This is a genomic window from Bartonella sp. M0192 (genome assembly GCF_016102305.1).
Lineage (GTDB): Bacteria > Pseudomonadota > Alphaproteobacteria > Rhizobiales > Rhizobiaceae > Bartonella > Bartonella apihabitans.
On the sequence record NZ_JACFOU010000002.1, the window covers coordinates 1 to 20,848 of the forward strand.

Genomic DNA, 20,848 nt, shown 5'->3' on the forward strand with positions numbered 1-20,848 from the left:
GAACTATGCCGCCCACGTTTCTCTTTCTTCTATCTTCTTTTGTCAAAGATCGAACAGTATTCCTACCGTTTTTAAACTCGATAAACTAACTCTTTCTGCCTTCTTTTCAAAGACTTAGCTCACATCTTCCGAAGCTCGCTAACCGCTAATTTATCCGTTCTTTCCAAGAGCGCAACTCACTGTCGCCAGCGGCGTACCGCCCTCGTTGTGGCGCTCATATAGACCTCTCTTTCCCCCAGAGTCAACAGCCTTCTCTAAAAAAAATGAACTTTTTTTCCTTTTTTTTGTCGATTCAATCTTCGCGTGTGTCAACTCACAATTGCACCGTAAAAATTCGCCCAGAGGAACCGAATTTTAGCTGCGGGTTATAATGAAAATGAAGTTCAAATGTTCCAAAAGGGCATTTTCAAGGACGAAAATTCCCGAAAATTTTAGTTTTTTAGAAAAATAGGGAGTTTTTGGCAGAATCAATGTGTGATTCTCAAGAATCACCGATTGTCATTCAAGAATCAGTCCGACGGAAATAAAATCCCTTCAGTTTTCGGATGCGAATAAAGGCAGAGCTTTTATATAGGCTATAGTCTTTCCGGTATTGATTTCGAAAATCCTGCCGCCGAAACACAGCATCAATACGCTGTCATCGTTTTCTATCCCGATTGATATCGGTTCGAAATTCGAAACTGTCGTAAAACGTGCTGACCAACCTATTTAAACTGCAACCAGCGTTGTTCGGGCAATTGATAGGTAAGATATGAATGCGGTGAGCTTATTTATCTGCCCTTTAATAACGAATAAACCGGCTGGCCAAATCTGCCGCTCCGATTAATCGTGCAAAACATCGATTCTCTGGTCAACCCACATCATTATTATTTGCGTGTGAGGCATTTGACCAGATTGTCAGCGAGGTTTGCAATCAACTCGGGATAAAGCCCTGCCCCCTCAGGCAAAGACTGACCAAGAGGATCAAGCATGCCGACTTTGGCGGGCGTATTTTCGATGACAATATCGACCAGTTTATTTGGATATTGTGGTTCGGCGAAAACACACACCGCTTTTTGTTGCAAAATGGTGTTCTTGATTGCGCTTATCCGTTGCGCACCTGGTTGGCGTTCTGGATCAAGAGCGACCGAACCTATGGCATGAAGACCGAAGCGATGTTCAAAATATTGATAGGCGTCATGAAAGACGATAAAGTTCTCGTCACTAACCGGTGCAAGAGACTGTTTTATGTTCTGCTCGGTTTCGACAATCACTTTATCATATGCATTTGCATTATTATGGTAGATCTCTGCGTGATCGGGATCTTTCTTTGCCAAAACATCGGCCACATAAGCGACGACCTTTCGGGCATTTTCAGGATCAAGCCAGAAATGAAAATCCATGGCATGAGCCGTATCACCCCCATGATTATGGTCATCACCATGGTCTTCAAACAAGCCACCCTCTCTGATCGGGAGGAGTTCAACTCCAGGAGCTGCCGAGAGCGCAATCATCCGGTCTTTGACACCAAGATTTTCGATCGGTTTGGTAAGAAAAAGCTCCATATCCGGATTTGCTATGAAGATAATATCGGCTTCCGACAATATTTTTGCATCTGACGGTTTAAGTGCATAGCCATGCTCGGAACCGGCCTGTTTTACAATCAAAGCTGGCGTGCCGAGTTTGCCCATAACCGCTGCGACCAAAGAATGGAGCGGCTTGATGGAAACCACCACTTGCGGCACCGACGACGCTTGCGCGCTAACTCCTGACAAAAAAATCAGCGAACAAGCAAATAGCGCATAAAAAAGAGACCGAAACAATTTCATCCTGCAAATGTTACTTTATTACATTTGTTACTTTATTACATTACAATTTTGTATTAAGCCTGATGTTGAGAAAATTCAAGGATTTTGCCTATCAACCTTTGGTGTATATCGGGTCAAATGACAGCCTTGAAGAGGGCAAATTTTGCATCGGAACGTGATCCGGACCTCGAGAGGTCAGAACTGAACGTGCCAAAGTGGCAGCGAAGGATAAAATAATGGATAAAGAATGGCTGCTGTCGCTCACCAAGGCAGGCATTGAACGCAATGGTCACTGGCTTGTCCATGATATTGATCTTGATATTTATCGTGGTGAAATTGTTACATTGATTGGTCCTAACGGTTCGGGAAAATCGACCACAGCGAAAATGGCACTGGGGATTTTAAAACCATCCGCGGGCACTGTGACCAGAAAAGCAGGCTTGCGCATTGGCTATGTGCCGCAAAGATTGGTGATCGACCCCTCTCTACCACTGACTGTGCGCCGTTTCATGACATTGACAGCCAGGCTTGATGCCAACGGGTTAAAATCGGTCTTATCCGAAACCGGCGTTGACGATCTGATCAATGCCAATGTCGCCGATCTGTCGGGAGGAGAATTGCAGCGCGTTCTGCTTGCCCGCTCGATTGCGAGAAAGCCTGATCTTCTCGTTCTCGACGAACCTTTGCAAGGGGTTGACTATAATGGAGAAACCGAACTTTACGGGTTGATTGCGAGCCTGCGTACCAAACTTGATTGCGGCATTCTCCTCATTTCCCATGATCTACATATTGTCATGGCTGCAACCGATCGCGTGATTTGCTTGAACGGCCATATATGCTGCAGCGGGGCACCGACCGAGGTTGCCCAAAGCGAAGCTTACGGGCGTCTGATTGGCACTATACCGGAAAATGGTCTGGCACTTTACGAGCATCATCATAACCACCGGCATAATATTCATGGTGCTGTTATCAGCACTTCGGACAACAAGCCGACAAGAAATATCGGAGCCAACGACAATGGTTGACGACTATCTTGTAAGAGCATTTTTGGCAGGAATTGGCGTGGCATTGATGGCAGGCCCACTCGGCTGTTTTATCGTCTGGCAGAAGCTTGCCTATTTTGGCGACACCATGGCCCATTCAGCTTTGCTCGGTGTGGCTTTTGCATTGCTTTTCAATATTGATACGGTGCTTGGTGTTTTTCTTGTTGCAGTCATTGTTTCCATTGCACTCTTTATTCTTCAGGCAAAGGAAAAACTTTCGGGCGATTCGCTTCTCGGCATTCTTGCCCATGCAACGCTCGCCATCGGGCTTATTCTGATCGGCTTCATGACCTGGACCAATATTGATATCAATAGCTATTTGTTCGGAGATATTTTGGCCGTATCCCGAACCGATGTGTTGACGGTATGGATTGGATGCGCGGTCATTCTTATCGCTCTTTGTCTTTTATGGCGGCCGCTTCTCGCACTGACCATCAATATCGACATGGCAAAGGCAGAAAATATGAAACCGGAACGCGCCCGCTTCATCTTCATGCTGCTTATGGCCATTGTCATTGCGGTTGCCATCAATATTATCGGCATACTTTTAATTACCGCACTCCTTATTATTCCTGCCGCCACTGCCCGGCGTTTTTCATCGACACCCGAACAAATGGCCGTTTTTGCCTCTTTAATCGGTATGGTCGGAACGGTTCTCGGACTTTACGCCTCGATCAGGTTTGACAGCCGTTCGGGGCCGAGTGTTGTTGTTGCACTATTTATCCTGTTCATTGCAAGTCGCCTCATTACCGCTTTAATCAGGGAATTTTCCCATGACCGGTAAGCTCACCCGCAACCAGACACTGGTGCTTTCGGTTCTGGAAAAAGAGCGGGCTCCGTTAAGTGCCTATACGATACTCGACCGGCTACGTGGCGAAGGCTTTCGCGCGCCTTTGCAAGTCTATCGCGCACTTCAAAAACTTATTTCGGAAAAACGGGTTCACAAGCTTGAAAGTGTCAATGCCTTTATGGCCTGCTCGCACCCAGAACATCAAAAACACGGGCTTACGGTTTTTATCATCTGTGAAAAATGTAATCGGGTAACCGAGATCGAAAGTCCGGTTCTTGCGGGTGACATTCTAAAAATGACACAAAAAGAAGGCTTTTCTCCCCGTACAACAACCATTGAAATTCAGGGATTATGCACCAAGTGCAACCTCGAACGGGGGTAATGCGTTTTCGCTTCGTCCATTTGATTGACGGTTTTAACCGTTTTCGATAAACACCGCATTCCTTCATCATATCTGGAAACTTGTACCATGCCAGAATTTTCGAACAGCACGTCCAAGACAATGCCGACCAAACAACGTCCGCATAAAAAAATTGCCATTGTTATCGCCATTATCGTTGCCATTGTAGTTTTGTGGCTAGGGTTTAAGTGGCTTACCGAATGGCGTTTCCTCGTCACGACAGATGACGCCTATGTTCAGGGTGATATTGCCTCGATTGCCCCGAAAGTTAACGGCTATATCAATGACATTCCGGTTGAAACCAACCATTATGTCAAAAAAGGCGATGTGTTGTTTCGTCTTGATGATGGCGATTATAAAATTGCCTATGACGAAGCAGAAGCAAAACTTCAAACACAAAGCCGCACACTCGCACGTATCGAAGCTCAAATTGCCGCTTCGAAAACCTCGCTTGACGAAGCCAATGCACAAAAAGACGCGGCCAATGCAGTCGCCGTCAATGCCGATATTACATTAAAACGTGCAAAAGAACTGAATGTCGGGAGTTTCGTTGCAAAATCGGCTGTCGATAACGCCCAATCGGCATATGATCAGGCCGTTGCCAATGTTACGCGCGCCAATGCACAAATTGCTGCGGCGGCTGCCAATATTACGGTTCTCGAAGCGCAGCATGACGAGGCGGTCAGCGAAACGAGAAGCCTTGAACTCGCACGCGACAAAGCCCGTCGCGACCTCGATTTTACCATTTTGCGCGCGCCTTTTGATGGCGTTTTGGGAAATCTTGCCGGTAAAAAAGGTGATTATGTTGTCAATGGACAGCGTTTGGCTGCGCTCGTTCCTGTCAATGCGCTTTATATTGACGCCAATTATAAAGAAACCCAGCTTCCTTCGATCTATGGCGGTGAAAAAGTGCGCATCTCTGTCGACGGGCTTGATGGTGAAAGCTTTGAAGGCACGGTCGTTTCATTGTCGCCTGCATCAGGCGCTGTTTTTTCACTTTTGCCACCACAAAATGCCACCGGCAATTTTACCAAAATTGTCCAGCGTGTTCCGGTCAGAATTTCGATACCTGAAAATATTCTGGCAACAGGGCGCATTCGTGCCGGCATGAGCGTGGTTGTCAGTGTCGACATGCGCACAAAACCGGAAGGTGCAAAATCATTGGCGACAAAGTGAGGTTTTGATGACCGCTGCCAGTCTCCCCCACATGGAAGAGCATATTGAGCCGAAAAAAATCGTGGCCTTCGTGGCCATGGTTTTCGGCATGTTCATGGCAATCCTCGACATCCAGATTGTTTCTGCCTCCTTGTCGGAAATACAGGCAGGACTTTCGGCAAGCTCGGATGAAATAGCCTGGGTGCAGACATCCTATCTCATTGCCGAGGTTATCATGATCCCGCTATCGGGATTTTTGGGGCGGCTTTTGTCGACGCGGGTGCTTTTTACAATTTCGGCCGCCGGTTTCACCATTGCTTCGGCTCTTTGTGCAACGGCCGGCTCGATTGAACAGATGATTGCCTACCGTGCCCTTCAGGGCTTTATCGGTGGAGGCATGATTCCGAGTGTGTTCGCGGCAGCCTTCACCATTTTCCCGCCTTCAAAACAGCCGATTGTTTCTCCCATTATCGGACTGGTGGCAACACTTGCCCCCACAATTGGACCGACAGTTGGCGGTTATCTGAGCCATGCTTTTTCATGGCATTGGCTGTTTCTTGTCAATGTACCCTTCGGTATTCTCGTAACCATTGCCTCATGGAAACTTATCGACTTTGATAAAGGTGACAGCTCGCTTTTCCAATCCTTCGACTGGTTCGGTCTGATTACCATGGCGACCTTTCTCGGCTCCCTTGAATATGTGCTTGAAGAAGGTCCGCGCAATGACTGGATGGAAGACGAAATGATCTTCCGTTTTACAATTGTTATGGGTGTTTCTGCTGTTCTGTTTTTCTGGCGTGTACTCACAGCGAAAAACCCGATTGTCGATCTCAAAGCCTTTGTAAATCTGAATTTTGCACTCGGTTCGATCTTTTCTTTCGTTATGGGGATCGGGCTTTACGGGCTTACCTATCTTTATCCGCTCTATCTTGGGGAAATTCGCGGCTATGACGCCTTGATGATCGGCGAAACAATGTTTGTTTCCGGTTTGATGATGTTTTTTTCCGCCCCCCTTGCCGGTTTTCTCTCGACCAAGCTTGACCCGCGTCTAATGATGGGGCTCGGTTTTGCCGGTTTTGGCTGGGGCACATGGCTTGTGACCGGAATGACAGCCGACTGGGATTTCTGGGAACTGTTCTGGCCGCAAATTTTGCGAGGCGGCTCGCTCATTTTATGTATGGTGCCAATCAACAATATCGCACTTGGCACACTTTCGGCCGAAAAGCTCAAAAATGCCTCCGGTCTTTTCAACCTCACCCGCAATCTTGGTGGTGCGGTTGGGCTTGCAATTATCAACACCATTATCATGCGTCGCACCGATTTTCATTATGAGCGACTGTCCGAAAGCGTTCAATGGGGAAACCAGCAGGCAGTCAACCTGTTGAACTCTTTGGCGAGCCGACTTGATATGGCAGGCTTGAACCCAAAAGATTCGGCTTTGATGCAGCTTTATAATATTGTTCGCCAACAAGCGACGGTCATGGCTTTTATTGACGCCTTCTTTATTCTAACCCTCCTCTTCGCAATTTTGACACTTCTGGTCTTTGCTGTGAAAAAGCCGAAGACATCAAGTGGCGCAGTCGGCGGCCATTAGTGCAGGAAACATTGGAAAAAAGGCAAAACCCGATCTAGGGTTTTGCTTTTTTTATTCTTCTCGCGTAAATATAATTTATGACTATTACCGCTGAATGGACATTTCCAACCGATATTCTGCTAGCGCCCAAAAGTCTTGCAGCACTTGGCACTGTTTTCGAGAAAACCGGCGTTGAAGCCATAATGGTTTTGACAGATCGTGGCCTTAGCCAATCACCGGCATTGAAAAAACTGCTCAAACGTATCGATAAACTGAAATTGCCATTCGGTGTATTTTCTTCACTTGATGGAACAGCAACGCGCGAAACATTGGAATTGACGGTGCGCCTTTATTTGAGTGGCGGTTTTAATGCGATCCTCGCCTTTGGCGGTGGCGCTACAATGGATCTTGCCAAAATGACCCGCCTCTTTTGTGCTCAAGGCGCCAATGTCAAAACACTTGAAGTTCCCTCCATTTACACAGCGCTTCCGCCACTGATCGCACTGCCGACTCTTGCCGGAAGCGGAGCAGAAATCAGTGATAATGCCTATTTGATAGATAATGCAAAGAATACCGGTTTTACGTTTTATGACAAACGTTTAACACCGACATTTGTTGTTGCCGATCCGGGTTTGACAGGAACTGCTCCGGCAAGCTTCATTTCGGGCGCCGGCATGAATGCGCTGACAAATGCAATTGATAGCTGGTGCATCCCGACATTCAATCCTGTTTCGGATGCCCTGACACTCGAAACAGTCCGTTTGATCTTTAATCACTTACCGAAAGCAGTGAGTGACCCTTCAAATAATGAAGCGCAAATTGCCCTGTTGTCGGCCTCGCTCACCGGCGCGCTTGCAGCAAAAAAAGGTTCAGGCATTACCAGTGCTCTCGCGCGGTCGATAGGGAACCGTTACCAGACCCATTTCGGCATGACAGCAGGTGTGCTTTTGCCCTATGTCATGGCCTATAACCAATCGGCCATCGGCAATAGAATTGCAACACTTGCCGAGCGCCTCAATATAAAAGGTGGTTTTAACGGCTTTATCCGCCATTTGTTGAATTTACGGAAAGCCGCCAATGTCCCGACAAAATTGGCAGGCCTGACAAAAGACCAGAAAATCAAGGCAAAAGACAAAGCATTGATTGAAAATGTCGCGGTCGAAGACCAAGGTTCCGACGAAACTGCTGTTCGACTCACCAAAAAAACGGCGCTTGCCATTTTGAATGCGGCAATTGCCGGAAAAATGAACCGCAAAAAATAGATAATCCGTTTTTTCGCAATCGGAACTTGAATCAGAAAATTCTTTTTGAATTTTTCACTTGGCCACACATGCGGACAAGAAAGTCCGTCATTAAAAAATAGCGCAGCATGTTGCACTTGACTGCGACTACCTGCCTCTTCCAAAAACTGTCATCCTCTCTCACGACTATTATCGCTTTTTGGTCAGTCAGTCTGAGACCCTGCTCCGGAAATGTCTTCACGTAAAAAACCTCATGGACAAGAAAATAGAAGGGCTTTTTTCGATTTTAAACAAGGATTGGAAAAATTTGTAATCCTTCGCTTGATGATCATCATCAAGATCTTTTCTCTAAAATGACATCCTACTTTCAAACATCTTACATGAGCAGGATTAAAGCCGAATGATAAAAAAACGCCCGCAGAAAACTACGGGCGTAAATTGCTGCTTAAATCGGGTTTTGACCTATCAGATGACATAAGACCGGATCGGCTCGAAACCGTTAAAAGCTACAGAAGCATAGGTTGTCGTATAAGCACCGGTTCCTTCAATCAGGATTTCATCACCGACGGTGAGCGAAATCGGCAAAGGATAAGGTGTTTTTTCATACATGACATCGGCGGAATCACAGGTTGGTCCGGCAAGCACACAAGGCACTTTTTCATCATTGTCCTTGGCTGTTTCAATCGGATAACGGATAGCTTCATCCATTGTCTCGGCAAGGCCGTTGAATTTACCGACATCAAGATAAACCCAACGCAACTTGTCATTGTCCGATTTTTTGGAAACCAGTACAACTTCCGAACGGATAACACCGGCATTGCCGACCATACCGCGACCCGGTTCGATGATTGTTTCAGGAATACGATTGCCGAAATGTTTTGAAAGGCTATCAAAAATTGCCAAGCCATAAGCCTGTGCTGATGGCACGTCTTTCAAATAACGTGTCGGGAAACCACCGCCCATATTGACAAGTTTCAATACAATGCCTTCCTTGGCCAGTGTTCTGAAAACTTTGGAAGCATCTGCCAAAGCACGATCCCAAGCCTTCAGATTTGTCTGCTGTGAACCGACATGGAAAGAAACGCCATAAGCATTCAATCCCAATTCATGGGCACGGCGCAAAACCGAAACAGCCATTTCCGGAACACAACCGAATTTGCGTGAAAGCGGCCATTCGGCACCTTCACCATCTGTCAAAACGCGACAGAAAACACGTGCACCGGGGGCAGCACGGGCAACTTTTTCAACTTCCTCGACACAGTCGACTGCATAAAGTGAAACACCCAATTCATAAGCGCGGGCAATATCGCGCTCTTTCTTGATGGTGTTGCCGAAAGAAATACGATCCGGTGTTGCACCGGCATCAAGCACCATTTCGATTTCGGCGACAGTGGCTGTATCGAAAGACGAACCAAGCGACACCAACAAACGTAGTATTTCCGGTGCCGGATTAGCTTTTACTGCATAAAAAATGCGTGATTGGGGAAGTGCTTTGACAAAGCCTTCATAGTTTTCACGCACCACATCAAGATCCAGAATCATGCACGGGCCTTCAGGGCGTCGTGTTGCGAGGAAATCACGAATACGTTGAGTTGCCATTTCGGTTCTCCTTAGGAAACCTTTCGGGTTTCCTACATCTTGCTTCTCGTGGCATCAGTCACGATCAGCCCATGGACAAAGTGCAAGGTCTATATTCGTTTCAACCGGTTATTGGAGGTACCGGAAAAAACTCCATAAAACTTGCTGCGATGGAACAGCGCGCTAACGCATTGCTCCGCTTTGTCTGCCTTTTGATTGGAATAACGAAAACCGCATCCGCACGGAAGGCAATGAGGTGTGCCTCTTCAGTAATTTCGACTTTTGGACAGCCGAAAGACACCAGAAAGGCCCGCACCGTCGTTGCTTCAAGATGTCCCCATTCTTCCGGTTGGCCGTAAGAATGACTGGAGCGGTTAGGTCCAGGTACCGTACCGGTTTTTCTCACCATTCGAGGACCGGCGGACACCCACAGGCACGTGCGACTTTGGGCAAAGATGCATATAAGCGCAACCGAGTCCCCTTTCAATATTTTTTTTCGCTTTTCACGCAATTTTATTCAAGTCGTTGCAATATTGACCATTCTGTTATTTGCAACACAAAACCGGCGGCGGTGACAAAGAAAACAGGGCTCGGAAAAACAGAGCTTGTTTTTCGAAGAAACCGGCCGTTGTTAAAAGCCAAATGTTTCTGTTATTGAAAGAGCGCCTCCAAGTTTTTTAAAAAGGAAACAGCTTTTAGGCGAACCTTTCGGAAAGGGGTAAAACTCTTGGGACTATTAACGAGAATACGGGGTTTTATAGAAGTGGTCGAAGCCGGCGGTTTCTCGGCTGCCGCACGCAAGACACACAAATCGAAAGCGCTCCTTTCAAAACATGTTCATGAACTTGAAGACGAATTGGGCGCTGTCCTTTTGAACCGGACGACCCGCCAATTATCTTTGACCGAAGCGGGCCATGCTTATTATCTTCGTGCTTTAGAGATCATTAAGGAACTTGACGATCTCAATGACACAATTACCGATTCCAGCAAGACCCGACGCGGGCGCATAAAAATCGGAACATCGCGCACCTTTGCCGATGCGCCGATTGGTCAATCACTCATCGATTTTCTGTCAGCTTATCCGGATATTTACCTTGATATCAGCCTTGATGACCGGTTCGTCGATTTGGTCAATGAAGGTTTTGATCTCGCAATCCGCATTACCGACATGCCGGATTCCTCCCTCATTCAACGAAAACTTATGGATATACGTTCGGTTATTGTCGCCTCTCCCGAACTCCTGAAAAACACTATTGTTCCGGAAACACCGCGCGATTTGAAATCGCTTCCCTGTCTTGTCGACCGGAACAGCCTCAATTCCGACCACTGGGTGTTCAAGGATAAAAAAGGCAGCACCTTCTCGGTTGCCGTTTCCGGACGCATGGCGGCAAACGGTCCGGTCATTACAAAACGTGCTGCCATTGCCGGTATAGGCTTTGCCAAAATTCCGCGTTTTATAGCCGAAGAAGAATTACGGAACGGCCTTATCAAAACTGTTCTTGATGATTTTATGACAGACGGCGCAGGCCTTTACATTGTCTATCCGCAAAAGCGCTATTTACCGGCAAAAGTGCGCATGTTCATCGACTATCTGGTCGAATGGTTCAAAACCTATGAACAAGAAAAAACAAAAACCGGCGCTTCCAACTTGTGAAACACGCCCGCCAATTCAACAAAGAAAATGCCGACATGTAACCGCAAGTTTCAAGGAAAAACCGGACAAATCGAAACGAAATGCCCGATCAAACCTCTACTTTAAAAAACAGTTCCGATTTTTCAGCCCCGAAAATCTCTGAACCTCGGATAGGCATTCGTGCCCTTACAGCGAAAATCATTAAGTTTATTTCCGGCCATTCAAAAGGGAGGGAGTAAAAAAGAGACGAAGCCATTTCCATGCATTCTGCTTCATGAGCAGAATGCGATATTTTTGACGGCAATATTTTTAGCCTCGCCTTTGCTTTAAAGTTTTTTGCTCACGGCAACCGATAATGAGAAGGACAAGAAAACTAGCGTAAAAAGCTTACAATCGCTTGTTCGATATGTTGTTCAAGATCTTTTGGAAGTCCGAGTTTATCCATAAGATTATCAAGATATTGGCGATTATCCGGCTTTTCCGGATCAAGTGTCATGCGAGAAGCCACATAAAGTTCGGTCTTTTGTTCGTCACTATTCACATTGCTGACGAGATTGTCGAGATCAACCGGCTTGTTCAATTCATCCATCAAAAAGGAAGCCGTTTTCTGGTCAATTCCGGAACTCGCAATCTTGTTTTGTATCAGCGCGCGCTCCTTGTCATCAACATGGCCGTCGGCTTTGGCAGCCGTAATCATTGCCCGAACCAATGTCAGGGCAAAATCGCCATTATGATCGGCGCCGGTTTGACCGATTTCTGTCATATCCACTTTGGAATTGGCATTGGAGTCATGTTTCTCGAAGTTTTTCAATGCATTGAAAGCAACACTGGCAATTGCTGCCAAGCCGCCGCCTTTTATCAAACCTTCAAGAATATTGCCTTTTTCGTTGCCACCAAAAAGTCCGCCTAAGAGATCGACGACCGAGAAGGTCGAAGATGGTGTCGAGGAGGCCGGTTTGTTTGCATTGTCTTTGGAAGCGGTATTATCAGGTGAAGCGGAATTGTCGGGGTTCAGCAAATCTTTAAAAATCTGTTTAGGGTCAATCATCGTCGTCTCCGTTTTGTGAAACTCCCGCTTCTTTGAAAAAATTAGATAGCGCCCTGTCCCCCCATTACAAGCATCACGCAAGAGAAAACCGGTGCCGACAATTTCTGCGACCCTCTTTTAAGCGAAGGGTGATATTTCATATTGTGGTTTCGGGATAAATGGCCGTTTGCAGAAAGCTGATATATTGGCACTTGTCCTACTTTTCAGGAAATCGATCATTTCAATCCGTGCTTTTTATGTGTTCATCCGGTTTCACGTGTTTTATCCGGTATCGCTTTAACTTTAAGTATTTTTGTCAAAGCCGATAGGAAACTTGTCTGAACACTCTTTTCTAAAGCTTGCCTTACGCTTATAAGAATTAAAAAAGCTTTTTGGAGAACGATAATGTCTCAGAAGACCGAACGTCTTTTACCTATTCTGCTTGGACAAAGTGTTATTCCGGTTCTTGTTATTGAACGGTTGGGAGATGCAGTGCCGGTTGCACGCGCCCTTGTCGAAGGGGGACTGAAAGCGATCGAAATCACATTGCGCACTCCCGCAGCGCTTGATGCCATCCATGCAGTCTCGGAAGATGTGCCTGATGCCATTGTCGGTGCTGGTACGATTTTGAACAGCGATCAATATGTATCGGCTGAAAGTGCGGGGGCAAAATTTATTGTGAGCCCGGGACTAACCGGCGAACTCATCGACGCTGCCGAGGATAGCGATATACCGCTCCTTCCCGGAGCAGTCACACCAAGCGAATTGATGGGCGCACTCGAAGAAGGCTACCAATGTTTGAAATTTTTCCCTGCCACGGCGGCGGGCGGCATTGATTTCGTGAAATCGCTGGCTTCCCCCTTTGCCGAGGTCAAATTTTGCCCGACAGGCGGTATTTCGCAAAATAACGCCGCAGATTGGCTGAAATTGCCCAATGTTGTTTGCATTGGCGGTTCGTGGGTTGCACCGAAAAAACTGATTGATGCCGGTGATTTTAAAGCCATTACCGAACTTGCAAAGAACGCATCAAAGTTGGCTGCCTGAAAAACCGGTGGGAAAACAACCGGTCAAGCCCCTTGAGATATAAGGGCTTGGCAAAAAAATATAAAAGCCCTGCAAAAACCAACCGGAATTGCCAATAACGGAAAGCCTTCGAGCCTTCGAGCCTTCGAGCCTTCGAGCCTTCGAGCCTTCGAGCCTTCGAGCCTTCGAGCCTTCGAGCCTTCGAGCCTGTCCAAAAACAGTTTTACTCTTTTGTCAATCGACGAAAGCGCGTTCAACCACATAGGTAGCGGGGGCGTTATTTGCGCCTTCGACAAGGCCGAAATCACGACACATAGCTGCACAATCTTTGAGCATTGCCATCGAGCCGCAAATCATCGCGCGATCGGTTTCAGGATCAAGCTTTTTCAAACCGGTACGCTTGAAAAACTCGCCACTGCGCATTGTGTCGGTAATTCTCCCCATATGCTCGGATTGCTCGCGTGTGGTCATCGGATAGAATTTCAACTGACTGGAAAATTCGCCAATAAGAGGATCATTTCTTAAGTCCGCAACAAGTTCGCGCGCATAATCGAGTTCGGCAACAAGCCGCGTTGTCTGGATAAGAATAACTTCTTCGAATTTTTCATAAGTTTCCGGATCACGAATAAGGCTTGCAAAAGGTGCAACACCTGTTCCTGTCGAGAAGAGATAAAGCCGCTTACCCGGCAAAAGCGCGTCCAGCACCAGAGTGCCGGTGGCTTTTTTGCGCATCAGCACGGTGTCGCCCACTTTGATTTTTTGCAAATGCTCGGTCAACGGGCCATTTGGAACCTTGATGGAAAAAAATTCCAATTGCTCGCTCCAGAACGGGCTTGCAATAGAATAGGCGCGGAAGACCGGTTTTTCGGCATTGGGTAAGCCGATCATCACAAACTCGCCCGACCGGAAACGGAAACTATCCGGCCGGTTCAGGCGGAAACGGAAAAGCCTATCAGTATAATGTTTGACATCCTGCACAGTTAAAGCAAAAACATTTGCCGGTATCGGGAATGAAGACGGCGTGGCAGTCGCATTCGAGGCTGCATTGTCGACAGGCGTAGTCATCGGAATTCTTCCTTAATAAACTTTAGCAGATAAACTTGACAAATTCAGGCATGATATAATGCCAAACGGTTGATCTGCCAACATCATAAAGCGAAGTTTCTTTATAATAACAAATTTGTTTTCGTCAAATGACAGTTGTAGATAGTCTGTTGGTTATGCAAAATAATTGCTTCAAAACCGATAGACAAAACGGCTATTGTGACCACATATAGAAAATCGGAAGGCCGTTCGGGAACAAAACCATATTATGACAGAACAACTCAAATTCGGAACAAGCGGCTTGCGCGGTCTGGTGAGCGATTTAACCGATGATATTATCATGCGCTACGCTTACGCGTTTTTGCGACATTTGGAAAAAATCGGCAAGATCAATAAAGAAGCAAGTGTGATTGTCGGCTATGATTTGCGCTCGTCAAGCCCGCATATCAAAAACGTTGTCATTAAAACAATCAAAGATCAGGGTTATTCTGTTGTCAATGCCGGTGAAGTGCCAACCCCTGCCCTTGCGCTTTATTCGCTCAACTTTCGCTATCCGGCAATTATGGTTACAGGAAGTCACATTCCCGACGACCGCAACGGGTTGAAATTCTATCGTCCCGATGGAGAAATAACCAAGCAAGACGAGTGTGCTATTGTCGGCGAACTTGATAAAGCTGGCAAAGACGGACTTTCAGGAAATGACACGCCCTATCACCTTGCCGAGAACTATCAATCCCCTCCTGTCGTTCCGGATGTTCTTGAACTTTACCGGAAACGCTGCCTTTCCATTTTGCCGAAATCGGCACTTCAGGACATGAAAATCGGCGTCTATCAGCACAGTTCCATTGTTCGCGATTTTCTCGTTGAAGTTTTATCAGCTCTCGGCGCCAAGACTGTTGCAATCGGTCGGGCCGACCATTTTGTTCCTGTCGACACCGAAGCATTACGCGATTTCGACCGCAAGCTCGCTCTTGATGCAGTTCGCCAATACGGGCTTGATGCACTGGTGTCGACCGATGGCGACGCAGACCGGCCGTTAATTGCCGGTTCTGACGGGATATTTATAAAAGGTGATGTGGTCGGAATGCTCACCGCAAAATATCTTTTTGCCGATGCTGTGGTCACCCCCGTCACCTCCACCTCGGCCGTCGAGACAAGCCATTTTTTCGAACATGTCTACCGCACCTCTGTCGGCTCGCCCTATGTTATTGCCGGCATGAAACAGGCGTTAAACGACGGTTATCATACGATTGTCGGTTTTGAAGCCAATGGTGGCGTTCTTCTGGGAAGCGATATTTCAAGCGAAACCTGCGAATTGAAGAAATTGGCAACACGCGATGCAATGCTGCCCATTCTCGCTTTGTTGGGGTTTGCGCAATTGCGCGGCTCATCCGTTCAGGCACTTTCGAGCGGACTTCCCAAACGTTTTACTGCCAGCAACCGGCTTTCCAATATCGACACGGAGAAAGCCAAAGAAATTCTGCATGATCTTGAAGATGCTGCAACACGCATACATTTTTTCCATCCGCTCGGAACAATCAAACATTGGGATATGATTGACGGTTTACGTGTCATTATGGACAATGGTGATATTGTGCATTTCCGCCTTTCCGGCAACGCGCCGGAATTGCGGTGTTACAGCGAAGCGGCCTCGCAAAAACAGGCCGACAAGCTTCTCGAATGGGGGCTTGAAAACATTGCTCGAACCTTGGAGAAAACATCATGATAAAGGTTATTGCACATTTCTATATCAAGCCCGAATTTGTTGAAAAGACGGAAAGTCTGTTCAAAGAACTCGTCGAAAAATCCCGTAAGGAAAAAGGCTGTATTTCCTACGAACTATTTGAAGTTCAAGGCGATACCGGTCACATGGTTTTCATCGAAACATGGAAAGACAAAAACGCGCTTGATGCGCATAGCAAAACCGAACATTTTGTCCGTATTATCGATGAATTGACAACGATGAGCTATAAGGAAGCGCTCGTTACTGTCATGACCCAGAAGCTGTGACGATCAAACTAGCTTTTTCAAAGACAAAAGCAGCATTTGCAAATCTCATGCTTATGCTGCTTTTTTTCGTTTCCGAGTTTTGATTTTTATCGCACTTCGACGCGCATCGGGAATGATTATTTTCTGCTTTTACGCGGATATTGAGCCGCGGAAATTATTGTCGCTTCAAAACTTTTCCGGCTTCAAATTGTCTTTTCACCTGCCGGTTTATTGAAAGAAAATCCTATTCGTCGTCGATCTGTTGCTGTTCAGGCAAAAGCAGATTGAGGATGATTGCCGTAATACCACCGGCAGCAAGGCCGGATTTCATAATATCGGCGATAAATGCCGGAAGATGGCTCACAAAAGCCGGTACTTGTGGAACACCAACGCCAACGCTCAAGGCAATTGCAATGATAAGAAGTGCCCGCCGGTCAAGCTTGATTGACGAAAGGATGTTGATTCCGGAAGCGGCAACCGAGCCGAACATGATCATGGCAGCACCGCCAAGAACCGGTTCCGGCATTGCTTGTATGAGGGCGGCAATCTTCGGAAAAAGACCAAGAACAACAAGAATGGCAGCAATCCACAAGCCGACATAGCGGCTTGCAACGCCGGTCAACTGGATAATACCGTTATTTTGCGCAAAAACGGAACTTGGAAATGTATTGAAGAAACCGGCAAGAAGAGAATTGGCTCCATTGACAAGCACACCGCCCTTTATCCTCTTCATCCATAATGGCCCCGAAACAGGTTCGCTTGAAATTTTGCTTGTTGCTGTAATGTCGCCAACCGCTTCAAGAGAGGTAACAAGATAGATCATGATGAGCGGAATAAAAAGCGACCACGAAAAAGACAGTCCGAAATGGAGCGGCCTTGGCAAAGCAAAAAGTGCGGAATGTTCAAAACCGGAAAAATCGAGCCTGCCCATAAAACCCGCCATGACATAACCGACAGCAAGGGCAAGAATAATAGCACTGGAGCGCACCCACGTGATCGTCACACGGTTTAAAAGAATAATCAGCGCAAAGACTGTGCATGACAAAGCGAGATTTTGTAAACTGGCAAAACTTCCCTTCTCTCCTAGTGATGCATAACCGCCCCCCATACTGATAAGCCCCTCTTTAATTAGGGTAAGGCCAATCAACAACACCACAATGCCGGTGACAAGCGGCGTAATCATACGGCTGATAAAGGGGAGAATGCGCGAAACCGACATTTCGATAAAAGAACCGGCAATCACCACACCGAAGACGGCCGACATCACTTCGTTTGCCGGAATACCGCTTGCAACCATGGCAGCAGAACCGGCCGAAAGAGGCCCGACAAAATTGAAACTGGTTCCTTGCACAATCAGCAAACCGGCACCGAAGGGGCCGATTTTTTTACATTGTACAAAAGTAGCAACGCCGGAAATGATCAGCGACATGGATAAAACCATGGCTGTATCTTCCGGCGAAACACCGGCAGCACTACAAATGATAAAGCCCGGCGTAATGATCGGCACAATAATTGCCAATAAATGTTGGAGAGCGGCCAAAAACGCGACAGGCGCATGCGGGTGGTCATTCATCTCGAAAACGAGATCACCCGATTTTTTATGCGTTTTATAGGTCTCCATCGGCTTTCTCCATCAGCACAACATTATGCACGAACATTGAAGGGTAATTTTCAAGTTAACGTTCTAGTTGAGGATTGATAAAGAAAGGTCAAGCCTATTCGACTGTAAGCTCAATTTATCCACCAGCAAGCAAGGCCATTTCAATATATAACTCCTATAACAATCCCTTGATGGGACGATTCTCTCTCAAGATTGAGCGAAGTGATGCTTGCAAGAAGACATCTTGTTGGTCTTAAAACAACAATTATATGCAATAACGACAATAAACAAAAAACCGGAAACGCGTTTCTATAAAATCCGGATTGGACGAGAAAAATGAATATTGGTGAAGCAGCAAAACAATCGGGTCTTAGTGCAAAAATGATCCGCCATTATGAGGAAACCGGACTTATTTCACCAGCCCATCGTAGCGAAAACGGCTATCGCGTTTATACCGATGACGATATTCAAACCTTGCGCTTCATCCGTCGCTCGCGACTGCTCGGTTTTTCTTCCGAAGATATCCGCGTGCTCCTCGGATTATGGAAAGATCATAGCCGTGCTTCAAGCGAGGTTAAAAAACTCGCACTTTCCCATATCAAGGCTTTGCAGGAAAAAATGGATTCCCTACAGGTAATGATTAATACACTCGACCACCTTGTCCATCACTGCCATGGTGATGACAGGCCGGACTGTCCGATTCTGGAAGATCTTGCAGGGTGCAGTCATTGCCACTGATGAAACCCGCCGTTATATTTTTAAAAAAAGCTCACTTCTGGCAAATCGGTTCATGCTATTTTAAGCGCGGCAAATCTTGCGAAGCTTAAAAAAATACCATGCTTGTTTGTCACAATTTAGCGATTTTAAAGAAAACACTTTTTATTGTGGCTGAAGAATACTACACATAACACAATAAGAATAAACGGAATTTGAAATGCGTAAAATACTTGAGATCAACGATCTTAAAAAACTTGCCAAACGTCGCGTACCCAAGATGTTTTTTGACTATGCCGATTCCGGAGCATGGACAGAAAGCACTTATCGCGCCAATGAAGAAGACTTCAAAAAAATAAAGCTGCGCCAGCGTGTTCTGGTCGATATGACCAATCGTTCACTTGAAAGCGAAATGATCGGCCAGAAAGTTTCCATGCCGGTTGCTTTATCGCCAACCGGTTTGACAGGAATGCAACACGCCAATGGAGAAATGTTGGCAGCGCAGGCTGCCGAAGAATTCGGCGTTCCTTTCACATTGTCGACAATGAGCATTTGCTCGATTGAAGATGTCGCATCGGTGACCAAAAAACCGTTCTGGTTCCAGCTTTATGTCATGAAAGATCGCGACTTTATCGCCGACCTTATCAATCGTGCAAAAGCAGCCAAATGCGGGGCATTGGTTCTGACGCTGGATTTGCAGATTTTAGGACAACGCCATAAGGATTTGCGCAACAACCTGTCTGCCCCGCCAAAATTCACTTTGAAAAATCTCTGGCAAATGATGACATGCCCGAAATGGTGCATGGAGATGTTGCAGACCAATAGAAGAACATTCCGCAATATTGCGGGACACGCCAAAAACGTAACGGATTTGTCTTCGTTGAGTTTGTGGACAGCCTCGCAATTCGACCCGAAGCTTAACTGGAACGATGTTGAATGGATCAAGAAAATTTGGGGTGGCAAGCTCATTCTGAAAGGCATTCTTGATGTAGAAGACGCCAAAATGGCTGTCAAAACCGGTGCCGATGCCATTCTGGTTTCAAACCACGGTGGCCGCCAGCTTGACGGTGCTCCTTCAACCATTTCTGTTTTGCCTGAAATTGTTGATGCTGTCGGAGATATGATAGAAATCCATGTTGATGGTGGTATCCGTTCCGGTCAGGATGTGTTGAAGGCTTTGGCGCTTGGTGCCAAAGGCACATTTATCGGCCGTCCGTTCCTCTACGGGCTTGGTGCTTTGGGTAAACCCGGCGTCACCAAAGCCTTGGAAATTATCCGGAACGAGCTTGATATTTCCATGGCGCTTTGCGGCAAGAAGAAAATTGCCGACCTCACCCATGAGGTCCTTTATGATTTCAGGCCGTCAAAACCGAAACTTTAAAAAAGCAATATAATGGACTATTCGATAAGCCGGGCAAAATGCCCGGCTTTTTCAATGCTTTTGCTCTGTTAAAAACAGATGATCTACCGGTGTTGGTGGCAAGCGGATTTCAAAAAATATAAAACATCGCGCCCCTATTGCAGAACGTCTTTTATGATATTTTGTGCCAGATTTTGTCCAAGACCCACAAGGTCAATTCAGGCAAAACAGGCCGATTTTTAACGTATTAAAAAAGGGGCTGCGGCCAATACTGATCTTCATCGAACAAATGCTTTTATTTGTCAAAAAGCCAATAAACCTAAACAAACGGCAGCCCCCTCACCGCTGCATCAGAACAGAGCGGATGGAAAAGGCCGAATGGATGCGCGCAACACCGGGAAGACGTGATAATATTTCCTTGTGAATGGTTTCATAAGCGGCGGCATTTTCTGCTTCCGCGCGCAGCCAATAATCAGCGTCCCCTGTCATCAAATAGCATTCCTTGATTTCCGGATGGCGGCGCACGGCCGCCTCGAAGCGGTTCAAATATTCTTCGGTCTGTTTTTCAAGTGTAATCTGGATAATGGCAATAAGCCGGTCTTCTCCTTCAACACTTCCCAATATGGCGGTAAACCCGCGAATAACGCCGCTTTCTTCCAATAATTTTACACGCCTCAAACATGCCGAGGGGGAAAGCCCGACTTCGGCTGCAAGATTTGCATTGCTCATGCGCCCGTCACGGCGCAACAGGCGGATGATATTACGATCTATTGCATCAAGGTTTTGCATAATATTTCAATTTGTCGGATTTACGCTCAATATTCAACGATAAATATCTATAATATTTCAAAAATAGATACAACATTCGAATGCTCTTCACATATGATACAC

General features: G+C 46.5%; 19 protein-coding genes. 12 read left to right on the forward strand and 7 right to left on the reverse strand.

What is annotated here, in order from left to right:
- Positions 1 to 866: 866 nt before the first annotated feature.
- Positions 867 to 1,808: a zinc ABC transporter substrate-binding protein gene (locus H3S82_RS10525; RefSeq protein ID WP_198233036.1), complete on the reverse strand. Its 942-nt coding sequence runs from the start codon at positions 1,806 to 1,808 to the stop codon at positions 867 to 869.
- A 215-nt stretch (positions 1,809 to 2,023) separates the two neighbouring features.
- Between H3S82_RS10525 and H3S82_RS10530 the strand changes: the two genes are divergently transcribed.
- The 6 genes from H3S82_RS10530 to H3S82_RS10555 all read left to right on the forward strand — a co-directional run bounded on the left by H3S82_RS10530 (position 2,024) and on the right by H3S82_RS10555 (position 8,010).
- Positions 2,024 to 2,812 carry a metal ABC transporter ATP-binding protein gene (locus H3S82_RS10530; RefSeq protein WP_198233035.1) on the forward strand — a complete coding sequence of 263 codons (789 nt, stop codon included), beginning with the start codon at positions 2,024 to 2,026 and terminating at the stop codon, positions 2,810 to 2,812.
- Positions 2,805 to 3,614: an iron chelate uptake ABC transporter family permease subunit gene (locus tag H3S82_RS10535; RefSeq protein ID WP_198233034.1), complete on the forward strand. Its 810-nt coding sequence runs from the start codon at positions 2,805 to 2,807 to the stop codon at positions 3,612 to 3,614. Before H3S82_RS10530 ends, H3S82_RS10535 begins: the two co-directional genes overlap by 8 nt.
- The gene (locus H3S82_RS10540; protein WP_198233033.1) at positions 3,604 to 4,002 is read left to right on the forward strand and encodes a Fur family transcriptional regulator; all 399 of its coding nucleotides are present in this window, start codon (positions 3,604 to 3,606) and stop codon (positions 4,000 to 4,002) included. Before H3S82_RS10535 ends, H3S82_RS10540 begins: the two co-directional genes overlap by 11 nt.
- Before the next feature lie 87 nt (positions 4,003 to 4,089).
- Entirely contained in the window at positions 4,090 to 5,196 is a 1,107-nt protein-coding gene (locus tag H3S82_RS10545) for an HlyD family secretion protein (protein WP_198233032.1), read from the forward strand.
- Positions 5,197 to 5,203: 7 nt separating this feature from the next.
- Complete coding sequence (locus H3S82_RS10550) at positions 5,204 to 6,769, forward strand: DHA2 family efflux MFS transporter permease subunit (RefSeq protein WP_198233031.1); 1,566 nt, start codon at positions 5,204 to 5,206, stop codon at positions 6,767 to 6,769.
- Between the two features lie 77 nt (positions 6,770 to 6,846).
- A complete protein-coding gene (locus H3S82_RS10555) occupies positions 6,847 to 8,010 on the forward strand; it encodes an iron-containing alcohol dehydrogenase (RefSeq protein ID WP_198233030.1) in 1,164 nt (387 codons plus the stop codon).
- 444 nt (positions 8,011 to 8,454) lie between these two features.
- Here H3S82_RS10555 and H3S82_RS10560 read toward each other — a convergent pair whose 3' ends face one another.
- Complete coding sequence (locus tag H3S82_RS10560; protein ID WP_198233029.1) at positions 8,455 to 9,588, reverse strand: type III PLP-dependent enzyme; 1,134 nt, start codon at positions 9,586 to 9,588, stop codon at positions 8,455 to 8,457.
- 100 nt (positions 9,589 to 9,688) lie between these two features.
- A complete protein-coding gene (locus H3S82_RS10565; RefSeq protein WP_149867481.1) occupies positions 9,689 to 9,976 on the reverse strand; it encodes a hypothetical protein in 288 nt (95 codons plus the stop codon).
- A gap of 318 nt (positions 9,977 to 10,294) precedes the next feature.
- On the opposite strand from H3S82_RS10565, the gene H3S82_RS10570 reads away from it, so the two are divergent.
- A complete protein-coding gene (locus H3S82_RS10570; protein ID WP_198233028.1) occupies positions 10,295 to 11,221 on the forward strand; it encodes a LysR family transcriptional regulator in 927 nt (308 codons plus the stop codon).
- A 352-nt stretch (positions 11,222 to 11,573) separates the two neighbouring features.
- Here H3S82_RS10570 and H3S82_RS10575 read toward each other — a convergent pair whose 3' ends face one another.
- Positions 11,574 to 12,248 carry a tellurite resistance TerB family protein gene (locus tag H3S82_RS10575; protein ID WP_198233027.1) on the reverse strand — a complete coding sequence of 225 codons (675 nt, stop codon included), beginning with the start codon at positions 12,246 to 12,248 and terminating at the stop codon, positions 11,574 to 11,576.
- 384 nt (positions 12,249 to 12,632) lie between these two features.
- Here H3S82_RS10575 and H3S82_RS10580 point away from each other — a divergent pair, with 384 nt between their 5' ends.
- Entirely contained in the window at positions 12,633 to 13,271 is a 639-nt protein-coding gene (locus H3S82_RS10580) for a 2-dehydro-3-deoxy-phosphogluconate aldolase (protein ID WP_198225906.1), read from the forward strand.
- Between the two features lie 213 nt (positions 13,272 to 13,484).
- Here H3S82_RS10580 and H3S82_RS10585 read toward each other — a convergent pair whose 3' ends face one another.
- The gene (locus tag H3S82_RS10585) at positions 13,485 to 14,315 is read right to left on the reverse strand and encodes a ferredoxin--NADP reductase (protein ID WP_198233026.1); all 831 of its coding nucleotides are present in this window, start codon (positions 14,313 to 14,315) and stop codon (positions 13,485 to 13,487) included.
- A gap of 247 nt (positions 14,316 to 14,562) precedes the next feature.
- On the opposite strand from H3S82_RS10585, the gene H3S82_RS10590 reads away from it, so the two are divergent.
- Entirely contained in the window at positions 14,563 to 16,020 is a 1,458-nt protein-coding gene (locus H3S82_RS10590; protein WP_198233025.1) for a phosphomannomutase, read from the forward strand.
- Positions 16,017 to 16,304, forward strand: a complete 288-nt coding sequence (locus H3S82_RS10595; RefSeq protein WP_078040019.1) for a putative quinol monooxygenase — start codon at positions 16,017 to 16,019, stop codon at positions 16,302 to 16,304. The genes H3S82_RS10590 and H3S82_RS10595 overlap by 4 nt, the downstream gene beginning before the upstream one ends.
- Before the next feature lie 223 nt (positions 16,305 to 16,527).
- Here H3S82_RS10595 and H3S82_RS10600 read toward each other — a convergent pair whose 3' ends face one another.
- Positions 16,528 to 17,904 carry a nucleobase:cation symporter-2 family protein gene (locus H3S82_RS10600; RefSeq protein WP_198233024.1) on the reverse strand — a complete coding sequence of 459 codons (1,377 nt, stop codon included), beginning with the start codon at positions 17,902 to 17,904 and terminating at the stop codon, positions 16,528 to 16,530.
- A gap of 315 nt (positions 17,905 to 18,219) precedes the next feature.
- On the opposite strand from H3S82_RS10600, the gene cueR reads away from it, so the two are divergent.
- Both cueR and H3S82_RS10610 read left to right on the forward strand, forming a co-directional pair.
- Positions 18,220 to 18,621, forward strand: coding sequence for a Cu(I)-responsive transcriptional regulator (gene cueR / locus H3S82_RS10605; protein WP_198233023.1), 402 nt, complete (start codon positions 18,220 to 18,222; stop codon positions 18,619 to 18,621).
- A 196-nt stretch (positions 18,622 to 18,817) separates the two neighbouring features.
- Positions 18,818 to 19,978 carry an alpha-hydroxy acid oxidase gene (locus H3S82_RS10610; RefSeq protein WP_198233022.1) on the forward strand — a complete coding sequence of 387 codons (1,161 nt, stop codon included), beginning with the start codon at positions 18,818 to 18,820 and terminating at the stop codon, positions 19,976 to 19,978.
- Positions 19,979 to 20,296: 318 nt separating this feature from the next.
- Here the strand turns inward: H3S82_RS10610 and H3S82_RS10615 are convergent, their stop codons facing one another.
- Positions 20,297 to 20,746 (reverse strand): Lrp/AsnC family transcriptional regulator, encoded by a 450-nt coding sequence (locus H3S82_RS10615; RefSeq protein ID WP_198225900.1) that lies wholly within the window; start codon positions 20,744 to 20,746, stop codon positions 20,297 to 20,299.
- Positions 20,747 to 20,848 lie beyond the last annotated feature (102 nt).

Bases quoted from the DNA above. Each gene is read 5' to 3' on its own strand.
- H3S82_RS10525 (WP_198233036.1), bottom strand. From the start codon at position 1,808: ATGAAATTGTTTCGGTCTCTTTTTTATGCGCTATTTGCTTGTTCGCTG.
- H3S82_RS10530 (WP_198233035.1), top strand. From the start codon at position 2,024: ATGGATAAAGAATGGCTGCTGTCGCTCACCAAGGCAGGCATTGAACGC.
- H3S82_RS10535 (WP_198233034.1), top strand. From the start codon at position 2,805: ATGGTTGACGACTATCTTGTAAGAGCATTTTTGGCAGGAATTGGCGTG.
- H3S82_RS10540 (WP_198233033.1), top strand. From the start codon at position 3,604: ATGACCGGTAAGCTCACCCGCAACCAGACACTGGTGCTTTCGGTTCTG.
- H3S82_RS10545 (WP_198233032.1), top strand. From the start codon at position 4,090: ATGCCAGAATTTTCGAACAGCACGTCCAAGACAATGCCGACCAAACAA.
- H3S82_RS10550 (WP_198233031.1), top strand. From the start codon at position 5,204: ATGACCGCTGCCAGTCTCCCCCACATGGAAGAGCATATTGAGCCGAAA.
- H3S82_RS10555 (WP_198233030.1), top strand. From the start codon at position 6,847: ATGACTATTACCGCTGAATGGACATTTCCAACCGATATTCTGCTAGCG.
- H3S82_RS10560 (WP_198233029.1), bottom strand. From the start codon at position 9,588: ATGGCAACTCAACGTATTCGTGATTTCCTCGCAACACGACGCCCTGAA.
- H3S82_RS10565 (WP_149867481.1), bottom strand. From the start codon at position 9,976: ATGGTGAGAAAAACCGGTACGGTACCTGGACCTAACCGCTCCAGTCAT.
- H3S82_RS10575 (WP_198233027.1), bottom strand. From the start codon at position 12,248: ATGATTGACCCTAAACAGATTTTTAAAGATTTGCTGAACCCCGACAAT.
- H3S82_RS10580 (WP_198225906.1), top strand. From the start codon at position 12,633: ATGTCTCAGAAGACCGAACGTCTTTTACCTATTCTGCTTGGACAAAGT.
- H3S82_RS10585 (WP_198233026.1), bottom strand. From the start codon at position 14,315: ATGACTACGCCTGTCGACAATGCAGCCTCGAATGCGACTGCCACGCCG.
- H3S82_RS10590 (WP_198233025.1), top strand. From the start codon at position 14,563: ATGACAGAACAACTCAAATTCGGAACAAGCGGCTTGCGCGGTCTGGTG.
- H3S82_RS10595 (WP_078040019.1), top strand. From the start codon at position 16,017: ATGATAAAGGTTATTGCACATTTCTATATCAAGCCCGAATTTGTTGAA.
- H3S82_RS10600 (WP_198233024.1), bottom strand. From the start codon at position 17,904: ATGGAGACCTATAAAACGCATAAAAAATCGGGTGATCTCGTTTTCGAG.
- cueR (WP_198233023.1), top strand. From the start codon at position 18,220: ATGAATATTGGTGAAGCAGCAAAACAATCGGGTCTTAGTGCAAAAATG.
- H3S82_RS10610 (WP_198233022.1), top strand. From the start codon at position 18,818: ATGCGTAAAATACTTGAGATCAACGATCTTAAAAAACTTGCCAAACGT.
- H3S82_RS10615 (WP_198225900.1), bottom strand. From the start codon at position 20,746: ATGCAAAACCTTGATGCAATAGATCGTAATATCATCCGCCTGTTGCGC.